The organism is Rubripirellula amarantea (assembly GCF_007859865.1).
In the GTDB taxonomy this organism is placed as follows: Bacteria; Planctomycetota; Planctomycetia; order Pirellulales; family Pirellulaceae; genus Rubripirellula; species Rubripirellula amarantea.
Genome location: NZ_SJPI01000001.1, coordinates 665,283 through 682,036, shown reverse-complemented (window position 1 = coordinate 682,036; position 16,754 = coordinate 665,283). Strand labels below are relative to the sequence as shown.

The following is a 16,754-nucleotide window of genomic DNA, read 5'->3' as shown; positions in this document are numbered from 1 at the left end:
ATCCGGTGTTCCATTTCCCGTGCGGATAATCCGCTGGCACCGGTGCTGATAAACCGCTGGTGTACCCGATCATCGTCGATTGGGCGTTTGGCTACCAGATGCCGGGCCTCGGGTAGCCAGTTTAAGCAAGGTATTGCCGTGAAACCGCGACAAACCCCGAGGTTAGCTGTTGTGACGAATTTTTGGCTTTGATAGGTTACGCGACCATGCGCGGGTCACTCCTGCGCAGTTCGCAAGATCAGCGGTGACTGACGTCAGAAGATCAAAATTTTCGGTGGCTTTCCAAGAAACCCCTCTAACCCCCTTTTGCTAACGGCTTTTGGCCTCGCGTACACGCCACCGGTGCCGAGCTTCGTCAAACCGTTTGCACCTGGATTGAATCAAAAACATGGTAAATCGCAACCTCATTCGCAACCTCGACGACGACGACCTTTCCAACGAATTGGCCGTTTTGGCCCCGGATGAACAAGCCGAAGAGTGGCTGATCGAGTACCTGCAGCAAGAAGAGCAGGATTACGCTCAAGGCGAAATCGTTGACGGAAAGATCGTCGAAGTAAACGACGAATGGGTGCTGATCGACGTCGGTTTCAAGAGTGAAGGCACCGTCTCGGTCACCGAGTGGGGCCCTGAAGAAGAACAGCCCGTTGTTGGCGGTATCGTCAAAGTCCTCATCGAGGAAATGGAAGACGAACTCGGCGCCGCCGATGACCCCTACGGCATGATCTCGCTCAGCAAGAAGAAGGCTGAGTCGATCATCGAGTGGGAACGCATTATCAGCGAAATCAGCGAAGGCCAAGTCGTCACCGGCACGGTCACTCGCAAAATCAAAGGCGGATTGCTGGTCAACATCGGTGTTCCCGTCTTCTTGCCCGGCAGCCAAGTCGATATTCGCCGTCCCGGCGACATCGGCGATTTCATTGGTCGCGTGATCCAAGCCGAAGTGCTGAAGATCGACGATACTCGTCGAAACATCGTGATCAGCCGTCGTTCGTTGATCGAACGTCAACGCGAAGAAGACCGCGCATACTTGATGAAAGAGCTGGAAACCGGCCAAATTCGCAAGGGTATCGTCAAGAACATCGCCGATTTCGGTGCGTTCGTGGACCTGGGCGGAATCGACGGTTTGCTGCACATCACCGACATGGCCTGGGAACGTATCGGTCACCCAACCGAAATGGTTTCGATCGACCAAGAAATCGACGTCAAGGTTCTGCACATCGACCGCGAAAAGCAAAAGATTGCTCTCGGTTTGAAGCAAAAGGACCGCAATCCTTGGGAAAACATCGAAACCAAGTACCCGGTCGAAAGCGATCACAAGGGCGAAGTCGTCAACGTCATGTCCTATGGTGCGTTCGTCAAACTCGAGCCCGGTATCGAAGGTCTGGTCCACATTTCAGAAATGTCATGGACCAAGCGAGTCAATCACCCGAGCGAATTGGTCAACATTGGCGATGCCATCGAAGTCCGAATTCTGGGTGTCGATCCCGAAGGCCAACAGCTTTCGCTCGGCATGAAGCAGACCCAAAAGAATCCTTGGGACGAAGTCATCGAGCGTTACCCCGAAGGCCAAGACGTCAAAGGCAAGGTTCGAAACCTCACCAACTACGGTGCTTTCATCGAATTGGAAGAGGGAATCGACGGCCTGTTGCACGTTTCGGATATGTCTTGGACTCGCAAGATTGGCCATCCGAGCGAAATGCTGGAAAAGGGCCAGGAAATCGAATGTCGTATCCTCAGCGTCGACGAAAGTCGTCGTCGGATCGCTCTTGGGCTCAAGCAGCTTGATAACGACCCATGGGATGGCGACATTCCCGATAACTACCTGCCCGGCCAATTGGTCAAAGGTAAGGTCACCAAGATCACCAACTTTGGTGTCTTCATCGGTCTCGAAGATGGCTTGGAAGGTCTGTTGCACATCAGCGAATTGGCCGAGCACAAGGTTGAAGACCCCGAAGAAGTGGTCAAGGTCGGCCAAGACATCGAAGTCAAAGTGCTTCGCGTTGATACCGACGAACGCAAGATTGGCTTGTCGCTTAAGCGAGTCGGTTGGGGCGAAGAGCAAGAGCGTGCAGCCGCCGCTGCTGAAGCAGCCGAAGCCAGTGCAGGCATGCCGAACGTCGAAGACGGCGATCTTAAGGGCGGACTTGGAAGCGGCGAAGGCCCGCTTTTCCCAACCGGCGAATAAGCAAGCGAATTCCGTCATGGAAAAAGGCCGGTGCAAACCGGCCTTTTGGCCAGCTTACCGCTGGCGACTGGCGACTTGCGGTCTACTTAGCAATCTATTTGACGGCCTGCTTACTTACGACAAAAGAAAAACCCTTCATCTGATCATCAGATGAAGGGTTTTTTCGTGTTAGAAGTGAGGGTCTTGGCGTTCTGCCTAGACCAATGCATTCTGCTTAACTCACGCGTTCTGCTTAAACAAGCTTCTTGCGGACCGCCCAAACTGCGGCTTGAGTACGATCGCTAACGCCGATCTTGCGAAGGATGTGTTGGACATGTTCCTTCACTGTTTCGTAGCTGATTCCAAGCATCTTGGCGATTTCCTTGTTCGTCAGGCCCAAAGCCATTTGACGAAGGACTTCGCTTTCGCGTTGGGTAAGTGGAACTTCGATGTCCTGGCTCAACCGTGGTGTTGCCAGGGCACCTGTGACGCGTCGAAGCTCTTCACGTGTCCAAGCTGATTCGCCCGATGCTGCCGTGTTAAGGGCGTCAATCAAACGTTCACGCGGAGCAGACTTAAGCACGTACCCGGAAGCTCCCAAAGCGACCGCGCGAGCGATGTACGTTGGGTTGTCGTAGGCCGAGAACAGCACGATCGGTAAATCAGGATGATCGAGTTTCAAGCGGCCCAGAGCGTTTAGCCCGTCTCCACCTTCCATCCGAATGTCCATCAGCACGACGTCGGGTACCGACTTTTCGACTGCCGCCAGCGCTTCGGCTGCGGACGTCGCTTCAGCGGCGATCTCGATGTCGGTGTCCTTGAGCATCAAGTTGAGGCCCAATCGGATGATTTCGTGATCATCCACAATTAGTAGTTTCTTTGTCATTCGTATTTCCAGTCGGGAAAGAAAAGGTGCAACTCTTGTCGGATAGGAAGAATCACCATCTTCTGGCCGACGTGGAGAGCGATTCGCTACCATGCGTTTAATGTCACCCTCACACGAGGGTGCGTCCTGTAAGGCCACCCCTCAAATAGGGAGCGTAGTCTAACCATCTAAGCCGCCTCGGAAAATCCAAATTGGCTCTGTTTTTTTAAGTTTTAAAGAAGCCAATCGCCCCTCAAACATACTAGGGCGAATGAGTGAGACGGCGCCACGCAAAATTTCTAAAATCACCCTAGATGGGGTAATCTTATCTTACACGGTTGGCTAGGGTGTACCTGCTAGCATTGCTTTAAATATTTTGCAGCACGCAATGCATAATTATGCGGCGTTGACCGCTAGGGCTCCCCCGCTCGGGTGTACATCTGTAACGCTGGCAAGGAAGGCTTGCGACAATCCAAGCAAGGGTTCTCGACCAGGGCTTCGATGCGGTAAACCGCTAACGCTATGGTTTGCCTGCTAAGAAGCCGAAACAGAGGCCGAGTTGGCGACTCGTTTAGCGGCCACCAAGTCTCGGAACTGCAACCGAATTCGTTTGAGCCAAAACAGCAGATAGATATTGGCCACAAATGATACTAGCAACAAACCGTTGAAAAGCGGTTGAGCTGCAACCTGCTTAGGACGCTCAATCGGTTGACGAGTTCTGGTCGCGGAAGAGGTACCCAAATCAGACATCGAGACCGGGTCAACGCTGGGGGGACTCGTGGATCGAACGCTGTCTTGCGGTGACGGCTGACGTGCTGCAATGATCGCCGCGCTGTTGTCGAAACTTTGGCTCGGATAGCCCCCCGCCGATGGGTAGCCGTTAGCTGTGCCATAACCATTGGGGCTGTAACCACTTGGATCCCTGGTTTGCGTATTGGGATAACGGTAGTCATTCGCGGCAGGTTGATTTTGACCATTGGCATAGTTGGTCATCAACGGACCGTTACCGTTCAGCGATGAGTTTGCATTCATCGACGCGGCTTGATTGGGATAACCAAGGTTGGGGCTACCGTTACCGCCCAAAGCTGCCGTCGTCATATCACGATTGGACAATGGATTAGAAGCGGTGTTTGGCCAGTTCAGATTTCCCGAATTTTGACTCGGCGGATTTTGAAGCGATGGATTGTAGTTCGATGTCGCATCGCCGGCGAGGTTCGTGCTGGTGTCGACACGGCGTGGATCGTCATATCTCAGGTACGGGTTGCTGCTTGTTCGGTTGGCGTTGCTTTGTGCGGCTTGCGCTTCACGGAGCCAAGCGTCGGTGGCGGTCGTGTTGCCAAGGTTCGAGCCGGTTGCTTGATTGGCAAGCTGCGATGCCGCTTCAGGGATAACGTTGCCGTTTCTATCGATCAGGCGATTGTACGCGTCGAAGTCCCAGCCGCCGGCAGCGATTTCAGCATTGGTGAGGTTCGGATTGCGGGCCTGAAGTCGGCTGCTGCTTTGCGTGCGATCCGCGAAGGATGGGACGCTGTACTGAGATTGACCTGAATTACTGGTTGCGGTTTGACTACTTCGGTTTGCCGGTATCAGGTCTCGATTTTGGGAAGCTGCGGTGTCGAAACCGTTGTATTGGGTGTTCGTTCTACCGCCGGCAAAGTCCTGTTGAGTTTGTCCGATCTGGGTGTAGATGCCTTGGTCGCCCAAGCCACTACGGCTATCGAGGTCTTCGTAGCCGGTGCGTGAGCGATCGTCGACGGAGGCCGATTGAGCTTGGTTTCGGCTGTAATCGCGAGTTGTCGGATCGCTCAGGCCTGATGGCATCCGGCCGAACGTGTCACTTGGTCCAAGTCCGGTCGCGCTGCGCGATTGTGTGTTTCGACTAGCAGCAGATTGAGCATTGCGGTCGGCGGTTGTGGGACCGGCAGCTAAACGCGTGTTGGACTGAGCGGTAGTTCTGGGTTGGGACGTGCCCGCTAGATTCGGATTTGCGCCATAACGATCCCACGCGTTGTCGCGAGAAGTGGTGGGGTCGGTGGATGGACCTCCGCTTCGGGCTTGCGCGTAGTTGTTTTGAAGGTCTGTTGATCCCGGAAGCGCGGGGGCTGCGAAAGGACTATTGTTCGTGGCTGCTGAATTGGTCGACCGAGTCGATGGCGGCGAGATAACGGCACGATCGTCGGCGTTTTGACCGGTGCCGCGAATTCGATCGAGCAAATTGTTCGCGGATTGCTGGCCTTGGGCCGCGATGTCTCGGCCGGCTTGATCGACGGCTCCACGGAGTGCGTTGGTTGTGTTTGCGGCAGCGTTATTGGCGGATTGTTGCAGCGAGGAAGGCATGCTGAATCCGCTTCCGGCTTGCGGATCGGGTTTGAGCAGTGCCACTCGATCTTCAGCCAAAGCTTTAGGAAGAGTCCAAGGCGGTGTGCCTGTGCCCACACGGATGACCACGCGGGAAACATAACCGCGCACCTCGGGATCGATCACGCTGCTGATCTCGCCGATCTGTTCGATTTGCGCAAGTTCATGTGGAGTAACTTGCACAATGTACTCGACCGCGGTTGCTTGATCGCCGCTTTTGTCTGGCTGCCATCCGTATGTGACGCCGGCTGCGGCAATCATCATCAGCAGCATTGGGACTCCGCCCATCGCTCAATCCTTCGAGTTTCCTAGGGATAAACCAAGTCCGTTGACCTCGGTCGTGATGGCCAACGCCACACCACGGATTCTTGGGGTTTTGATGGCCAAAGGTTAACCCCAACCCCGACGTGGGGTAAAGAGAGATTCAGTGGGTAATTGGCAGCGGGAAACGGAGCTTTGGGTGTTTGGGGGAAATGCGGGGGCTAGCGGCCCGGTGAAATCTCCTCGTACGACATCACCAAGCGATCAACGGCGAGCGAAATTTCATCTTCAGTATTGTGGCGTCCAATCCCGAAACGAACACTCTGCCTTGCTAGCGATTCGTTCAATCCGATCGCACGCAGCACATGGCTCGGTTCCGCCTTAGTGTTGCTGCAAGCTGAGCCGGTGCTGAACGCAACGTCGTCCGTCGCGACCAACCACGTTTCACCCTCAATTCCCGGAACTGAGAAATTCAGGTTTCCCGGCAACCGGAGCGAGGAATCCAAAGCAGGACCGTTGAGTGTCAAGCCAGTGATCTTCTGCGAAAGCTTGTTCCAAAGCTGAGCTCTGAGAGCATTGATGCGATCGGTCGACGCAGCGAGTTCTTCTTTGCAAAGCTGAAATGCCTTCGCCATGCCAATGATCGCGGCCGGGTTGAGCGTCCCGCTACGCAAGTTGTGTTGTTGTCCGCCACCTACGATCTGTGGCCGCAATCGCACACGGCGATTTCCGTTGCCCGCGACTAAAATTCCAATACCCTTAGGGCCGTAAGCCTTGTGAGCCGAAAAGCTGGTGAGGTCCACATCCGAACCGATAACGTTAACCGGAATCCGCCCGAGCGTTTGGGTTGCATCGCTATGCAGCAACACTCCTCGGTCATGGCAAAGTTCCGCGATGAGCTCGATTGGGTTGATCGTGCCAATTTCGTTGTTGGCCCACATCACCGATACCATTGCCGTGTCATCATCGATCACTCGGGCAATGTGATCCAGGTCAACGGTCCCGTCGGCGCCGACGGAAACAAGCGTGACCCGAAAACCGTCTCGCCGCATGTCTTCAAGCACATCGAGCACTGCGGGATGTTCAGTTGCGACGGAAACGATGTGTCGTTTTTTTTGACGCGGGTGCAGGCATGCGCCGCGGATCGCCAAGTTGTTGGACTCCGTCGCGCCGCTGGTCACAATGAGCGAATCTACCGGAGCCTCAATGACATCCGCGATCGTCTGTAAGGCTTGTTCGATCGCCTCGCTTGCTTCGCGTCCCATCGCATGATCGCTATGAGGATTCCCGAACTTTTCGGTCATCCAAGGCAACATTGTTTCGACAACGCGAGCATCACATGGCGTTGTCGCGTGATGGTCGAGGTAAATCATGAGTAAAGACGAATCAAGAATACAGAGCCTCGATGGCGAGTTGGCTCCACGTTTCAAGCCGATCGCTCTCTTGGCGAAGCGTTGCCAAGCTAACGAACCCGCCATCGGTTAGGTCATCTTCATTGCTCTGCACACGGGGTTCGCTAAGCTTGAAAATATGAACAACGCCCAGGTGAACTTTGCCGACATCATTGGATGGGTCATAGATTAATCCCACACGTTCTTCGCTGTACTGGGACGTCAGTTGTACTTCTTCTTCCAACTCTCGTCGCATTCCCGTTTCGTACAACTCCCCTGCCCCGTCGGCATCTTCGCGGCTAATGTGCCCGCCGATACCTACGCTGCGTTTGGCATGGAGTCGAGATTCACCACCGCCACCGCCACGCGTGTACGTAAACAGGTGCACTTCGCCGGCGTCGTCGGTGTATTCCATCAACACATACGGGATCAACTGTTTGTAAGTCGGGTCCACTTCCATGGGACCACGCGGTTGAAACGACAATTGATCGCTCTGCAAGATCGGCTTTAAGAAACGATCGACGTCCTTTTCAAAGCCCTCAATCGTGCCGATCGAAGCGATGAACGATTCGGGAATCACGAGAATGTGTTCTTCGGTGGTCGTTGTGGTCAACGCTTGGGTCTCCGGCATGTGCGAAACGAGTGAGCTGCGAATGACGCATCTTACCGGGATCACTCTGCCTTTGTAGACCGCTGAACGAGCTTTCCGTGTCCGAGGCTTCCCACAAACTTGCCGTCGCGCACGGAAACTTGGCCTCGACAAGTCACCACTTCGGGACGACCAGTGATTTCGAAACCTTCAAAGCCGTCGTAATCGGTATCCATCACGTGGGAGCTTGCCGAAATGGTTCCTCGATAGCTAGGGTCCCAAATCACGAGGTCTGCGTGAGCCCCTAGCTGGATAGTGCCTTTCTGAGGGAACATCCCAAACTGCTTGGCGGCGTTCGTCGAAACCAACTCAACAAACCGTCGCAAACTGAGGCGGCCTGTGGACACCCCTGCGGTGTAAAGCAAGGTGGCGCGATGTTCGACCGAAGGAATCCCGTTAGGAATTTTGGTGAAATTCGACTCGGGTGGCCGCCCCATTTCTTTCTGCCCTGCAAAATCAAATGGTGCGTGATCAGTAGCAACCGTTGAGATGGTTCCTGATGCGATCGCGTTCCACAAAAATGCCTGGTGAGTTTTATCGCGAATTGGCGGACTCATCACGTACTTGGCACCTTCGAAGTTAGGAAGTTCCGCATAGGTGTTGTCGAGCACCAAGTAGGGAATCACCGTTTCCAAAGTGACGTCGACTCCGCGATCACGAAACGGCATCGCGGCTTCGACTGCGTCACGACAAGACGTATGGACGATATAACCGCTCGCGCCGGTCATTTCCAAGAACGTGCAAAAGTGATGAACGCCTGACGCTTCCACGGTGACCGGACGCGATGGTTCGTGGTACTCAGGGCCGAGTTTGCCCTCAGCAATCAATTCAGCTTGCCGTTGGCTCACAAGGTCAGCGTTCTCGCAATGCGCCGTAACGACCACGCCGAGTTCGCTTGCCAATTTGCAAGTGTGGAACAGCTCTTCATCCGTGACACCAAAGGCACCTTTGTATGCCAAGAAAACTTTGAACGATGTGATTCCGTCGTCGACAATCTGCTTCAGTTTGTCGGGAGTGGTTTCATCAAAGATCGTCACTCCCATGTGAAACGAAAAGTCACAAGCGGATAGGCCTTCCGCTTTGCTTTTCCAAAGTTCGTATGCTTCTATGGGATCTTCATTGCGAGCCGGGCAACACATTTCGATCAACGTGGTGGTTCCACCAACTAAGGCTGCTCGACTTCCCGAATCGTACGTGTCTTTGGCGTACGTGCCCATGAACGGCAAGTAGATGTGCACGTGTGGGTCGATGAATCCGGGGAATACGTACTTCCCCGAAGCGTCGATCGTTTCATCAGCATCGGTATCAATCGACGTTGCGATCTGTGAGACGATTTCGTTCTCGACCAGAATGTCGGCCACGTAGTCTTGGTCCGCCGTGATGATCCGACCATTCTTAATTAGTAATTTCATTGCCTAGTTTCCTGCCAGTTCATCGCTTTGCTTCACGAACTCATCGCCATCCCATGCTTCGTCCTGGGTAATGCCTTTCTTGGCTTTGGCGGCTTCCTTCGCTGCTGCGGCGTCGGCTTTCGCTTTGGCCTGACGTGCGACCAAATCGCTGTGACTGGTGAAGTATGGCAATGCTTTGCCCTTGAAATCATCAATGGTTTCGAAGCCATGCTTTTCCATAAACGCCAGTAATTGTTCGGACATGGTTTGGACAAGTTTGTAGCCATGCTTCATGACTCCCGTGCAAACCTGAACGGTGTCCGCACCAAGCAAGATAAACTCGGCGGCGTCTTCACCTGTTTCAATCCCACCGATTCCTGAAAGCGTTGCGCCGGGATAATGATCACGGATCAAGACAGCGATTTCCATCGTCATGCGAAGTGCAATCGGCTTGACTGCTTTGCACGAGTAACCGCCCGGCGTGCTATAGCCTTCAACGGTTGGCATCGGTCGCAACGTTTCCAAGTCCACTCCGATCACGCTGCGGATCGTGTTGATTGCCGAAATACCATGAATGCCCGCGTTGAGTGCCGCTCGTGACGGATCTTCGATATGAGTCACATTAGGCGTCATCTTAGCCCACACGGGAATTGTTGCCGCGTCCGCAACCCAGCCGCATACTTCGGCAAGGATGTCGTAGTCTTGGCCCATCGCTGCCCCCATTTTTCGTTCGGGCAAACCGTGGGGGCACGAAAAGTTGCACTCGAACATATCAACGCCGGCGCCTTCGCAACGTTCGATGATCTCGTACCAAGCGTCCTTGTTGTATTCTTCCATGATCGACGCGATCAGGACGTGATCGGGATACTTGTCTTTGACTTCCTTGAACTCATCGAGCCATTGGTCAAAGGACATGGTCGAGATCAGTTCGATGTTTTCCCAGCCATAGGGTTCGCCGTTGGCGTCTTTCAGCCGTCCATAGCGAGGTGCCACGTTGATGACCTTGGACGCATCGAGCGATACCGTCTTTGCTGACGAGCCGCCCCAACCGTCCGAAAATGACCGGCATATGACTCGAGCATTCGTACCGGGAGGCCCCGATCCAATCACAAAGGGGTTAGGGAATTTGATTCCGTTGACAGTAGTTTCAAGCGTTGGCATATCTCTAGCGACTTTCTATCAGTTCGAGGCACTCGTCAATCGTTACCAGCATAAAATCGGCATCGTCTTTGGTGATGCACATCGGAGGCTTGATTCGCATCGTGTTGGCGTGCAAACCACCTTTGCCAAGAATCAGGCCTCGTTGTTTAGTCATTTCCATTAAGTCAGCCGCCTCCTGTTTCGCAGGGTTCTTCGACTCTCGGTCAGTCACTAGTTCAACACCTATCATTAAACCCATCCCGCGAACGTCACCAATCAACGGATGCTTTTCTTGAAGTTCCAATAAGCCGTTTTTTAGATGTTCACCAACGTTCAAAGCGTTTTCTTGAATGCCTTCGGCATCGATCACTTCCATTGTCGCCAATCCCGACGCCATCGATATCGGGTTGCCGCCATAGGTGTTGAAGTGAATCCGTTTGGTCATCGTTTGACTGATCGGCGTGGTGGTGGTCACGCCGCCTAAGGGCGCTCCATTGCCAATTCCTTTGGCCATCGTAATCAGGTCTGGTTTGACACCCCAGTTTTGGTGAGACCAATAGTGCTTCCCAGTTCGCCCGAAACCTCCTTGTACTTCGTCGGCAATGCAAAGTCCGCCATGTTGACGCACGATGTCATAGACGATTTTGAAGTATTCCGGAGGTGGGACAACCGCACCGCCGACTCCCTGAATGGGTTCGCCAATGAAGCACGCTATGTTGCCGTTGGTTTGGTACTCGATCACACTTTTGATGTCATGGGCGCATTTCAAATTGCAGCTTGGGTACTCCAGTCCATAAGGGCATCGGTAACAATAGCCCGCATGCGTGTGCGTGATACCGGCGGACTGATTGGCGGGGAATTTCCATGTTCCATGCGACGTTAGGCCCATCGTCAGCGAAGTGCCACCGTGGTAACCGTTTCGCAAACCAATCACGTCATGATTGCCCGTGAACTCACGCGACATCAATATCGCAACTTCATTCGCCTCGCTGCCAGAATTGGTGAAGTACGTTTTGTCCAGCTTTTCACCAATCTCATTCGTTGGCATTTTTGAAGCAAGTTTAGCGGCAAATTGAGCGATGGTTGGGTGTAGGTAAATCGTGGTTGTGTGCTGCAGCGTTCCTGCTTGGGCGCGGATCGCCGATGCAACGTGCGGATGGCAATGGCCAACGCTGACAGTGACGATGCCGGCAAATCCATCGAGGTATCGCTTTCCCGTTTCGTCCCACAGGTATTGCATGTTGCCTTCGACGATCATGAGAGGATCGCGATAATAGGTCAGCACACCAGGGTTCACGAATTGGTGCCGCATCGCCAGCACTTCGTCCCTGGTCGGCCCCTCATAGGGTCTGGGTGTGTGATCGCAGATCGGCAACTGGGGCAACTGGGCGGAACTCATTAAGCATCTCCGGAAACGGATACAAGTTTTTCAGAATCTAAATTGCAATCTTCGCGATCGACTTCTTCGATGCCGCGTTCGGCTTTGGTGCCGGGAATAAAGTTGTCTAGGGCAATTCCCAGGATTGCAGCCACCGCCATTCCCGTTTGCCCGATCGCGCTGATCACGTCGCTGACACCGCCTGGGAACGTCGCCTGCGCTGCCTCAACGCCGCCATTCTTGAAATAGTGCTGGACACTGATTCCCATGAATAACGCAAATCCGCCAACGAACAAGTTTCGATCACTCGAAAGGTCTGCTTTTGCAAATTGACGTATCCCGACCGCCGAGATCAAGCCAAACATCGCACAATAGAGACCACCGACCACTGGCGTTGGGATCGCTGCGGCCAACGCACCAAACTTGCCGAAGAGTCCCAGCAAAATCAAAATCACAGCACCGATCTGAACCACGAACCGAGAGCCAACTTTGGTGAGGCCGATCAAGCCAACATTCTCTGAGTACGAGGTCGAACTGAATCCACCAAATACGCCGGTGAGCGCACACCCGATTCCCTCGCACCCAATGCCGCGTGAAATTTCTTTCGCCGTGGGATCACCTGCGCCGGCCATTTGTTTACACGCGTGGTAGTCACCAAAACTTTCGATCATCGAGGCTAAGTAGCCCGCCATCACCGCGACGATGAAACCCATATCGAATTTCGGCAAGCCCCAAGGAAAGACCACACTTGTTAGACGAATCCATTCCGCCTCGTGAAAGGCTTCCAAGTTTGGACGCGCGGGATGCTCAGGTCCGAAGACGCCGACCCACGTCAGTAACCCGCAAACCGAGACGGATCCTAAGATCGCCAACAGCATGGGAAACATCCGAAAGATCATTCGGTTGCGCGATAGCACAAACGAAAACAAAGCAATCAAGAAAATGGTCAAAATGGCGATCGGCCAATGCGACGATGCAATCGGAGCACCCGCTTCGTACAAAGCCAGCCCAATCAACATGATGACTGGCCCCACAACGACGGGCGAAAGAACTTTGCGAATGTAGCCCATCGCACCGCTGAAGCCGACGATCATTTCCAAGACGGCACCGATCATCACGGCGCCCGCGATGTAGGGCATCGCTGCACCAGCGGCTACTGTTTCATCGCCTTCCGGATGGATCGCGGCAATGATCATGAAGAACGCCGCTAGGAAAGAAAAGCTGACGCCTTGAATGATCGGGAGTCGCGATCCAAAGGTGGATTGAATCAAGGTGGCCACGCCGCTGCAGAGCATGACACTCGATATTAAGACAGCGATTTGAGAGGTGTTCATACCCATAGCCGGTCCCAGCATCAACGGCACCGCTACGGTAGAGCCGAACATCGTCAACACATGCTGCAAGGCCAGAACGATCGCTTTGCCGATTGGTGGTCGGTCATCCAGGCCGTACAAAATCTGCTGAGATGATGGTGTGGACAAAGTAGTCTTTCGTTCAGAGTTCGGTGATGGCCCCGTATGTTTCCGGACGGCGGTCGCGGAAAAACTGCCAAGTGTTTCGGACTTCTCGAATCATGTCGAAGTCCATGTCGGCGATCACAATGTCATCGTCGATTCGCTTTTCACTTTGGGCAATGAACTGCCCCCGAGGATCACAGAAATAGCTTTGACCATAGAATTCGCCAATGTTCCAAGGCGATTCACTTCCAGGGCGATTGATCGCGCCTACGAAGTACTGGTTCGCGACTGCATGAGCAGGTTGTTCAAGTTTCCACAAGTATTCGCTTAAACCCGCGACGGTGGCGCTAGGATTGAAAACGATTTCGGCACCGCCAAGTCCCAGGCATCTCGCGCCATCAGGGAAGTGTCGGTCATAACAGATGTAGACACCCACTTTTCCAATCGCAGTATCAAAGATGGGATAGCCAAGGTTGCCGGGACGGAAATAGAATTTTTCCCAGAAGCCCGGATTGCAATGAGGAATATGGATCTTGCGAAACTTACCCAAGTAAGATCCATCGGCGTCAATCACGGCAGCAGTATTGTAGTACACACCGGTGATGTCTTCTTCGTAGATTGGAACGACCATCACCATCTTGTGCTTCTTCGCCAGTTCCATCATCAGCTTGGTGGTCGGCCCATCAGGAATCCGTTCGACAAGCGAGTACCACTTCGTGTCCTGTTCCGCACAGAAGTAGGGGCCATAGAATAGTTCTTGTAAGCAACAAACTTGAGCGCCCTGACCGGCGGCCTGCTCGATCATGTCAACATGCTTATCGATCATAGCCTGTTTGATTTTTTCGGGCGGTGATGTTGCACTTTCGCACAACGTTGCCTGAATCAATGCTCCTCGAACCATTCGCGGCATCGACTTGCTCCTGTGATGGGTTACATTCGGTTTTTGGAATTACGATGGTACCAATGTAACAAGCAAACATAATCGGGAGACAACCTTGGCTAGTCAAAACACAGCGTTAAACATGTTCATTCGTGGTCAATGGACGCCTAGCAGCAATTGTGAGCAGACAACGGCGGTGATGAATCCCTCCACGGGTCAGATAATTGGAAGAACTCCTGTGGGTTCGCCGCAAGATGTCGATGATGCAGTCCATGCTGCGAGTGAAGCTCTCCCCACATGGGCGGAAACACCCGTTGTTGAACGCGCTCGGGTGATGTTCGCGTACCGCCAACTCATGGAAAAAGAATTCGATGCGTTGGCCCGTTTACTCACTCGCGAGCATGGCAAAACTCATGCAGAGGCGCGAGCGGAAGTACAACGTGGTCTCGAGATGGTTGAGTTCGCGTGCAGTGTTCCCGCATTGATCGGCGGACAAACGTTTCCTCAGATTGCACGTGGCGTCGATGGCGAAACGAACCGACATCCGGTTGGCGTTTGTGTGGGAATCACGCCCTATAACTTCCCCAACATGGTTCCGCTTTGGATGTTTCCTATCGCGATCACTTGCGGCAACACGTTCATTCTCAAACCGAGTGAAAAGGTTCCTCTATCAGCGATTCGGTTGGTCGAACTCTTGGCTGAAGCTGGATTGCCCGATGGCGTGATGAACTTAGTGCACGGTGGCAAAGAGGTTGTCGATGCTTTGTTGACGCATGACGACGTTGCTGCCGTTTCGTTTGTCGGTTCGACGAAGATTGCGAAGTACGTTTACGAAGTTGGGTCATCTCATGGCAAGCGAGTTCAAGCAGCAGGTGGTGCCAAGAATCACCTGATCATCATGCCCGACGCTGACCTTGATCAAAGCGTCAAGGCGTTAGCCGCATCCGCCTTTGGATGTGCCGGTCAACGATGCATGGCTGGCAGTGTTGCCGTCGCGGTGGGCCGTGTCGGTGACTCGCTAATCGAAGGTTTGGTTGATCATGCTGGTTCGATCAATGTTGATGTCACCGATGGAAATGATGCCGCCGAGATGGGGCCAGTGATTAGTCGCGAGCATCGTGATCGAGTCGCTAGCTATCTCGACATTGCCAAGACAAGCGGCGCGTCGGTAGTGTTAGATGGTCGAAGCGTTGAAGCCGGTGATTCATTTTTGCTTGGCCCGAGCGTTGTTGATCAGGTCACGATCGATATGCCACTTTGGAAAGAAGAGGTGTTTGGTCCGCTGCTATCGGTCGTGCGGGCCGATTCACTTGAGCACGCGATTGCAGTTGGTAAGGCGTGCCCTTACGGCAATGGTGCATCTATCTTCACTCAAAGTGGACATGCGGCACGCGAGTTTAAACGCCATTTCAATGCAGGAATGATCGGTGTGAATGTGGGCGTGCCGGCGCCAATGGCTTGGCTTCCGTTCACGGGATGGAATCAATCGTTCTTTGGCGACTTGCACATTCAGGGCACCGAAGGAGTCCACTTCTATACGCGTCAGAAGATGACGCTGACACGGTGGTTTGAATCCAAAGACGAATCGCACGTCGACCCGGTATGGAACTCAGTCGGACCTACGGGGTCGTCGACCTAGCAGTCGCGTTGCTCGACAAGCCGACTGGTGATCTGACTAGTGAAACACGTCCCAGGATTTGTTTTGCTGACACGGTGCCCCATTCGCGTGAGTCCACGGAGATAGGAACATTGTCGCCCAGGACAAAGTATTCGTTGTCACCCAGATGCATCGGGTACTTTGATCGGTCGTCTCGCGGACCAAGGCGGTACACGATCAATCGTCGAACCTCGATTTGACATAGCCGGTTATCAACTTCATTGGTTGGGTCGTTTGAATGGTACCAGCGGATAGCAATGGGATGCGTCGGGCCAACGAGAGGCTTTGATAGTTCGCCCGCATCCGGTTTCCATATTCTTACCTCTGCATCCCGCAGCAATTGGCCGTCACGCGTATCGGTCACGTAAAGATCTGTTGCCGGTTCTAGACGACGAGCGATGTTGAGGTTGACCGCATAGTCATCCATGACAGGGCTAGGGGTTCCACCTCGGTACGGATTAACGTGGTGATAGATGAACCAGTCGTCTTGCCGTTGCCATCTCGAACTGAACTGGTCGGTATCTTGGTATACCAAAACGGTCGGCTTTGCCGTGACAAGGTCATCTCGCCAAAGCAGTTTTTGGATGGGTTCGCCATTGGTGGTGAGCTGATCTCCATTAAGGTCAATCACATCGCCCGGGACGGCGACGATGCGTTTGACGTGTTCCTGGCTAGCTCGCGAGATCGCTACCAGATCGCCGCGACGGATGGGGGCCTGCTGGTCGGTTCGAATCAGTCGGTCTGCGGGGCGAATCTGGCCGGTGCGTTGGAGTTTGGCTGCGCATTGGGGGCAAGGTCCCGTAGCTTGATGACCGTCCTGGCCAATAGCACCGGGACCGCTCGAGATATCAGAGACATGGATGGGGAACGGGCCAGAGTAGGCACATTGCGGGCATTTCAGGATTTCCGCTGGCCCCAGCAAGGTGGGGGCCATCGAGAATCCCGAAACGGCGAAATCGGCGGTGGGACGATCGGGCTGCCTTGAATCAAACATCACCCACAGCGGTGCGGCAATGCCCAGCACTGCAATCGCAGACATCAGTAATCGGCGTCGGGGAGTGTGATCTAACAACGAAAATCGAATCCGGCTATACTTTCGGGCTCTTTCAACACAGTGGTGACGGCACCTCGTTCTTATCTTACCTGACTCAATTCAACACCGC

Annotated in this window: 12 protein-coding genes; 2 read left to right on the top strand and 10 right to left on the bottom strand. The window is 53.8% G+C overall.

Annotation, left to right across the window (positions count from 1 at the left end):
• Window positions 1–388 precede the first annotated feature (388 nt).
• Window positions 389–2,185 (top strand): 30S ribosomal protein S1, encoded by a 1,797-nt coding sequence (locus tag Pla22_RS02525; RefSeq protein WP_146513198.1) that lies wholly within the window; start codon window positions 389–391, stop codon window positions 2,183–2,185.
• A 232-nt stretch (window positions 2,186–2,417) separates the two neighbouring features.
• On the opposite strand, the gene Pla22_RS02520 is transcribed toward Pla22_RS02525, so the two are convergent.
• The 9 genes from Pla22_RS02520 to Pla22_RS02480 all read right to left on the bottom strand — a co-directional run bounded on the left by Pla22_RS02520 (window position 2,418) and on the right by Pla22_RS02480 (window position 13,964).
• Window positions 2,418–3,050, bottom strand: a complete 633-nt coding sequence (locus Pla22_RS02520; RefSeq protein ID WP_146513197.1) for a response regulator — start codon at window positions 3,048–3,050, stop codon at window positions 2,418–2,420.
• Between the two features lie 513 nt (window positions 3,051–3,563).
• Window positions 3,564–5,675, bottom strand: coding sequence for a hypothetical protein (locus Pla22_RS02515; RefSeq protein WP_146513196.1), 2,112 nt, complete (start codon window positions 5,673–5,675; stop codon window positions 3,564–3,566).
• Window positions 5,676–5,869: 194 nt separating this feature from the next.
• Complete coding sequence (locus Pla22_RS02510) at window positions 5,870–7,021, bottom strand: cysteine desulfurase family protein (RefSeq protein WP_146513195.1); 1,152 nt, start codon at window positions 7,019–7,021, stop codon at window positions 5,870–5,872.
• Between the two features lie 13 nt (window positions 7,022–7,034).
• Window positions 7,035–7,670: a phosphoesterase gene (locus Pla22_RS02505; RefSeq protein WP_146513194.1), complete on the bottom strand. Its 636-nt coding sequence runs from the start codon at window positions 7,668–7,670 to the stop codon at window positions 7,035–7,037.
• A 41-nt stretch (window positions 7,671–7,711) separates the two neighbouring features.
• Window positions 7,712–9,100, bottom strand: coding sequence for a dihydropyrimidinase (gene hydA / locus Pla22_RS02500; RefSeq protein WP_146513193.1), 1,389 nt, complete (start codon window positions 9,098–9,100; stop codon window positions 7,712–7,714).
• Window positions 9,101–9,103: 3 nt separating this feature from the next.
• A complete protein-coding gene (gene preA / locus Pla22_RS02495) occupies window positions 9,104–10,240 on the bottom strand; it encodes an NAD-dependent dihydropyrimidine dehydrogenase subunit PreA (RefSeq protein ID WP_146513192.1) in 1,137 nt (378 codons plus the stop codon).
• 4 nt (window positions 10,241–10,244) lie between these two features.
• Window positions 10,245–11,618: an aspartate aminotransferase family protein gene (locus Pla22_RS02490; RefSeq protein ID WP_146513191.1), complete on the bottom strand. Its 1,374-nt coding sequence runs from the start codon at window positions 11,616–11,618 to the stop codon at window positions 10,245–10,247.
• Window positions 11,618–13,078, bottom strand: a complete 1,461-nt coding sequence (locus tag Pla22_RS02485; RefSeq protein ID WP_146513190.1) for a uracil-xanthine permease family protein — start codon at window positions 13,076–13,078, stop codon at window positions 11,618–11,620. The genes Pla22_RS02490 and Pla22_RS02485 overlap by 1 nt, the downstream gene beginning before the upstream one ends.
• Before the next feature lie 13 nt (window positions 13,079–13,091).
• The gene (locus tag Pla22_RS02480; RefSeq protein ID WP_146513189.1) at window positions 13,092–13,964 is read right to left on the bottom strand and encodes a nitrilase-related carbon-nitrogen hydrolase; all 873 of its coding nucleotides are present in this window, start codon (window positions 13,962–13,964) and stop codon (window positions 13,092–13,094) included.
• A gap of 112 nt (window positions 13,965–14,076) precedes the next feature.
• Here Pla22_RS02480 and Pla22_RS02475 point away from each other — a divergent pair, with 112 nt between their 5' ends.
• On the top strand, window positions 14,077–15,573 hold the full coding sequence (locus Pla22_RS02475; RefSeq protein WP_146515185.1) for a CoA-acylating methylmalonate-semialdehyde dehydrogenase: 1,497 nt from the start codon (window positions 14,077–14,079) through the stop codon (window positions 15,571–15,573).
• On the opposite strand, the gene Pla22_RS02470 is transcribed toward Pla22_RS02475, so the two are convergent.
• On the bottom strand, window positions 15,554–16,630 hold the full coding sequence (locus tag Pla22_RS02470; RefSeq protein WP_146513188.1) for a S26 family signal peptidase: 1,077 nt from the start codon (window positions 16,628–16,630) through the stop codon (window positions 15,554–15,556). The two genes, Pla22_RS02475 and Pla22_RS02470, sit on opposite strands and share 20 nt — an antisense overlap.
• Window positions 16,631–16,754: the final 124 nt, after the last annotated feature.

What these genes read in the sequence shown, in the direction of transcription:
- Pla22_RS02525 (WP_146513198.1), top strand. Translation starts at nt 389, where the DNA reads ATGGTAAATCGCAACCTCATTCGCAACCTCGACGACGACGACCTTTCC.
- Pla22_RS02520 (WP_146513197.1), bottom strand. Translation starts at nt 3,050, where the DNA reads ATGACAAAGAAACTACTAATTGTGGATGATCACGAAATCATCCGATTG.
- Pla22_RS02515 (WP_146513196.1), bottom strand. Translation starts at nt 5,675, where the DNA reads ATGGGCGGAGTCCCAATGCTGCTGATGATGATTGCCGCAGCCGGCGTC.
- Pla22_RS02510 (WP_146513195.1), bottom strand. Translation starts at nt 7,021, where the DNA reads ATGATTTACCTCGACCATCACGCGACAACGCCATGTGATGCTCGCGTT.
- Pla22_RS02505 (WP_146513194.1), bottom strand. Translation starts at nt 7,670, where the DNA reads ATGCCGGAGACCCAAGCGTTGACCACAACGACCACCGAAGAACACATT.
- hydA (WP_146513193.1), bottom strand. Translation starts at nt 9,100, where the DNA reads ATGAAATTACTAATTAAGAATGGTCGGATCATCACGGCGGACCAAGAC.
- preA (WP_146513192.1), bottom strand. Translation starts at nt 10,240, where the DNA reads ATGCCAACGCTTGAAACTACTGTCAACGGAATCAAATTCCCTAACCCC.
- Pla22_RS02490 (WP_146513191.1), bottom strand. Translation starts at nt 11,618, where the DNA reads ATGAGTTCCGCCCAGTTGCCCCAGTTGCCGATCTGCGATCACACACCC.
- Pla22_RS02480 (WP_146513189.1), bottom strand. Translation starts at nt 13,964, where the DNA reads ATGCCGCGAATGGTTCGAGGAGCATTGATTCAGGCAACGTTGTGCGAA.
- Pla22_RS02475 (WP_146515185.1), top strand. Translation starts at nt 14,077, where the DNA reads ATGTTCATTCGTGGTCAATGGACGCCTAGCAGCAATTGTGAGCAGACA.
- Pla22_RS02470 (WP_146513188.1), bottom strand. Translation starts at nt 16,630, where the DNA reads ATGTCTGCGATTGCAGTGCTGGGCATTGCCGCACCGCTGTGGGTGATG.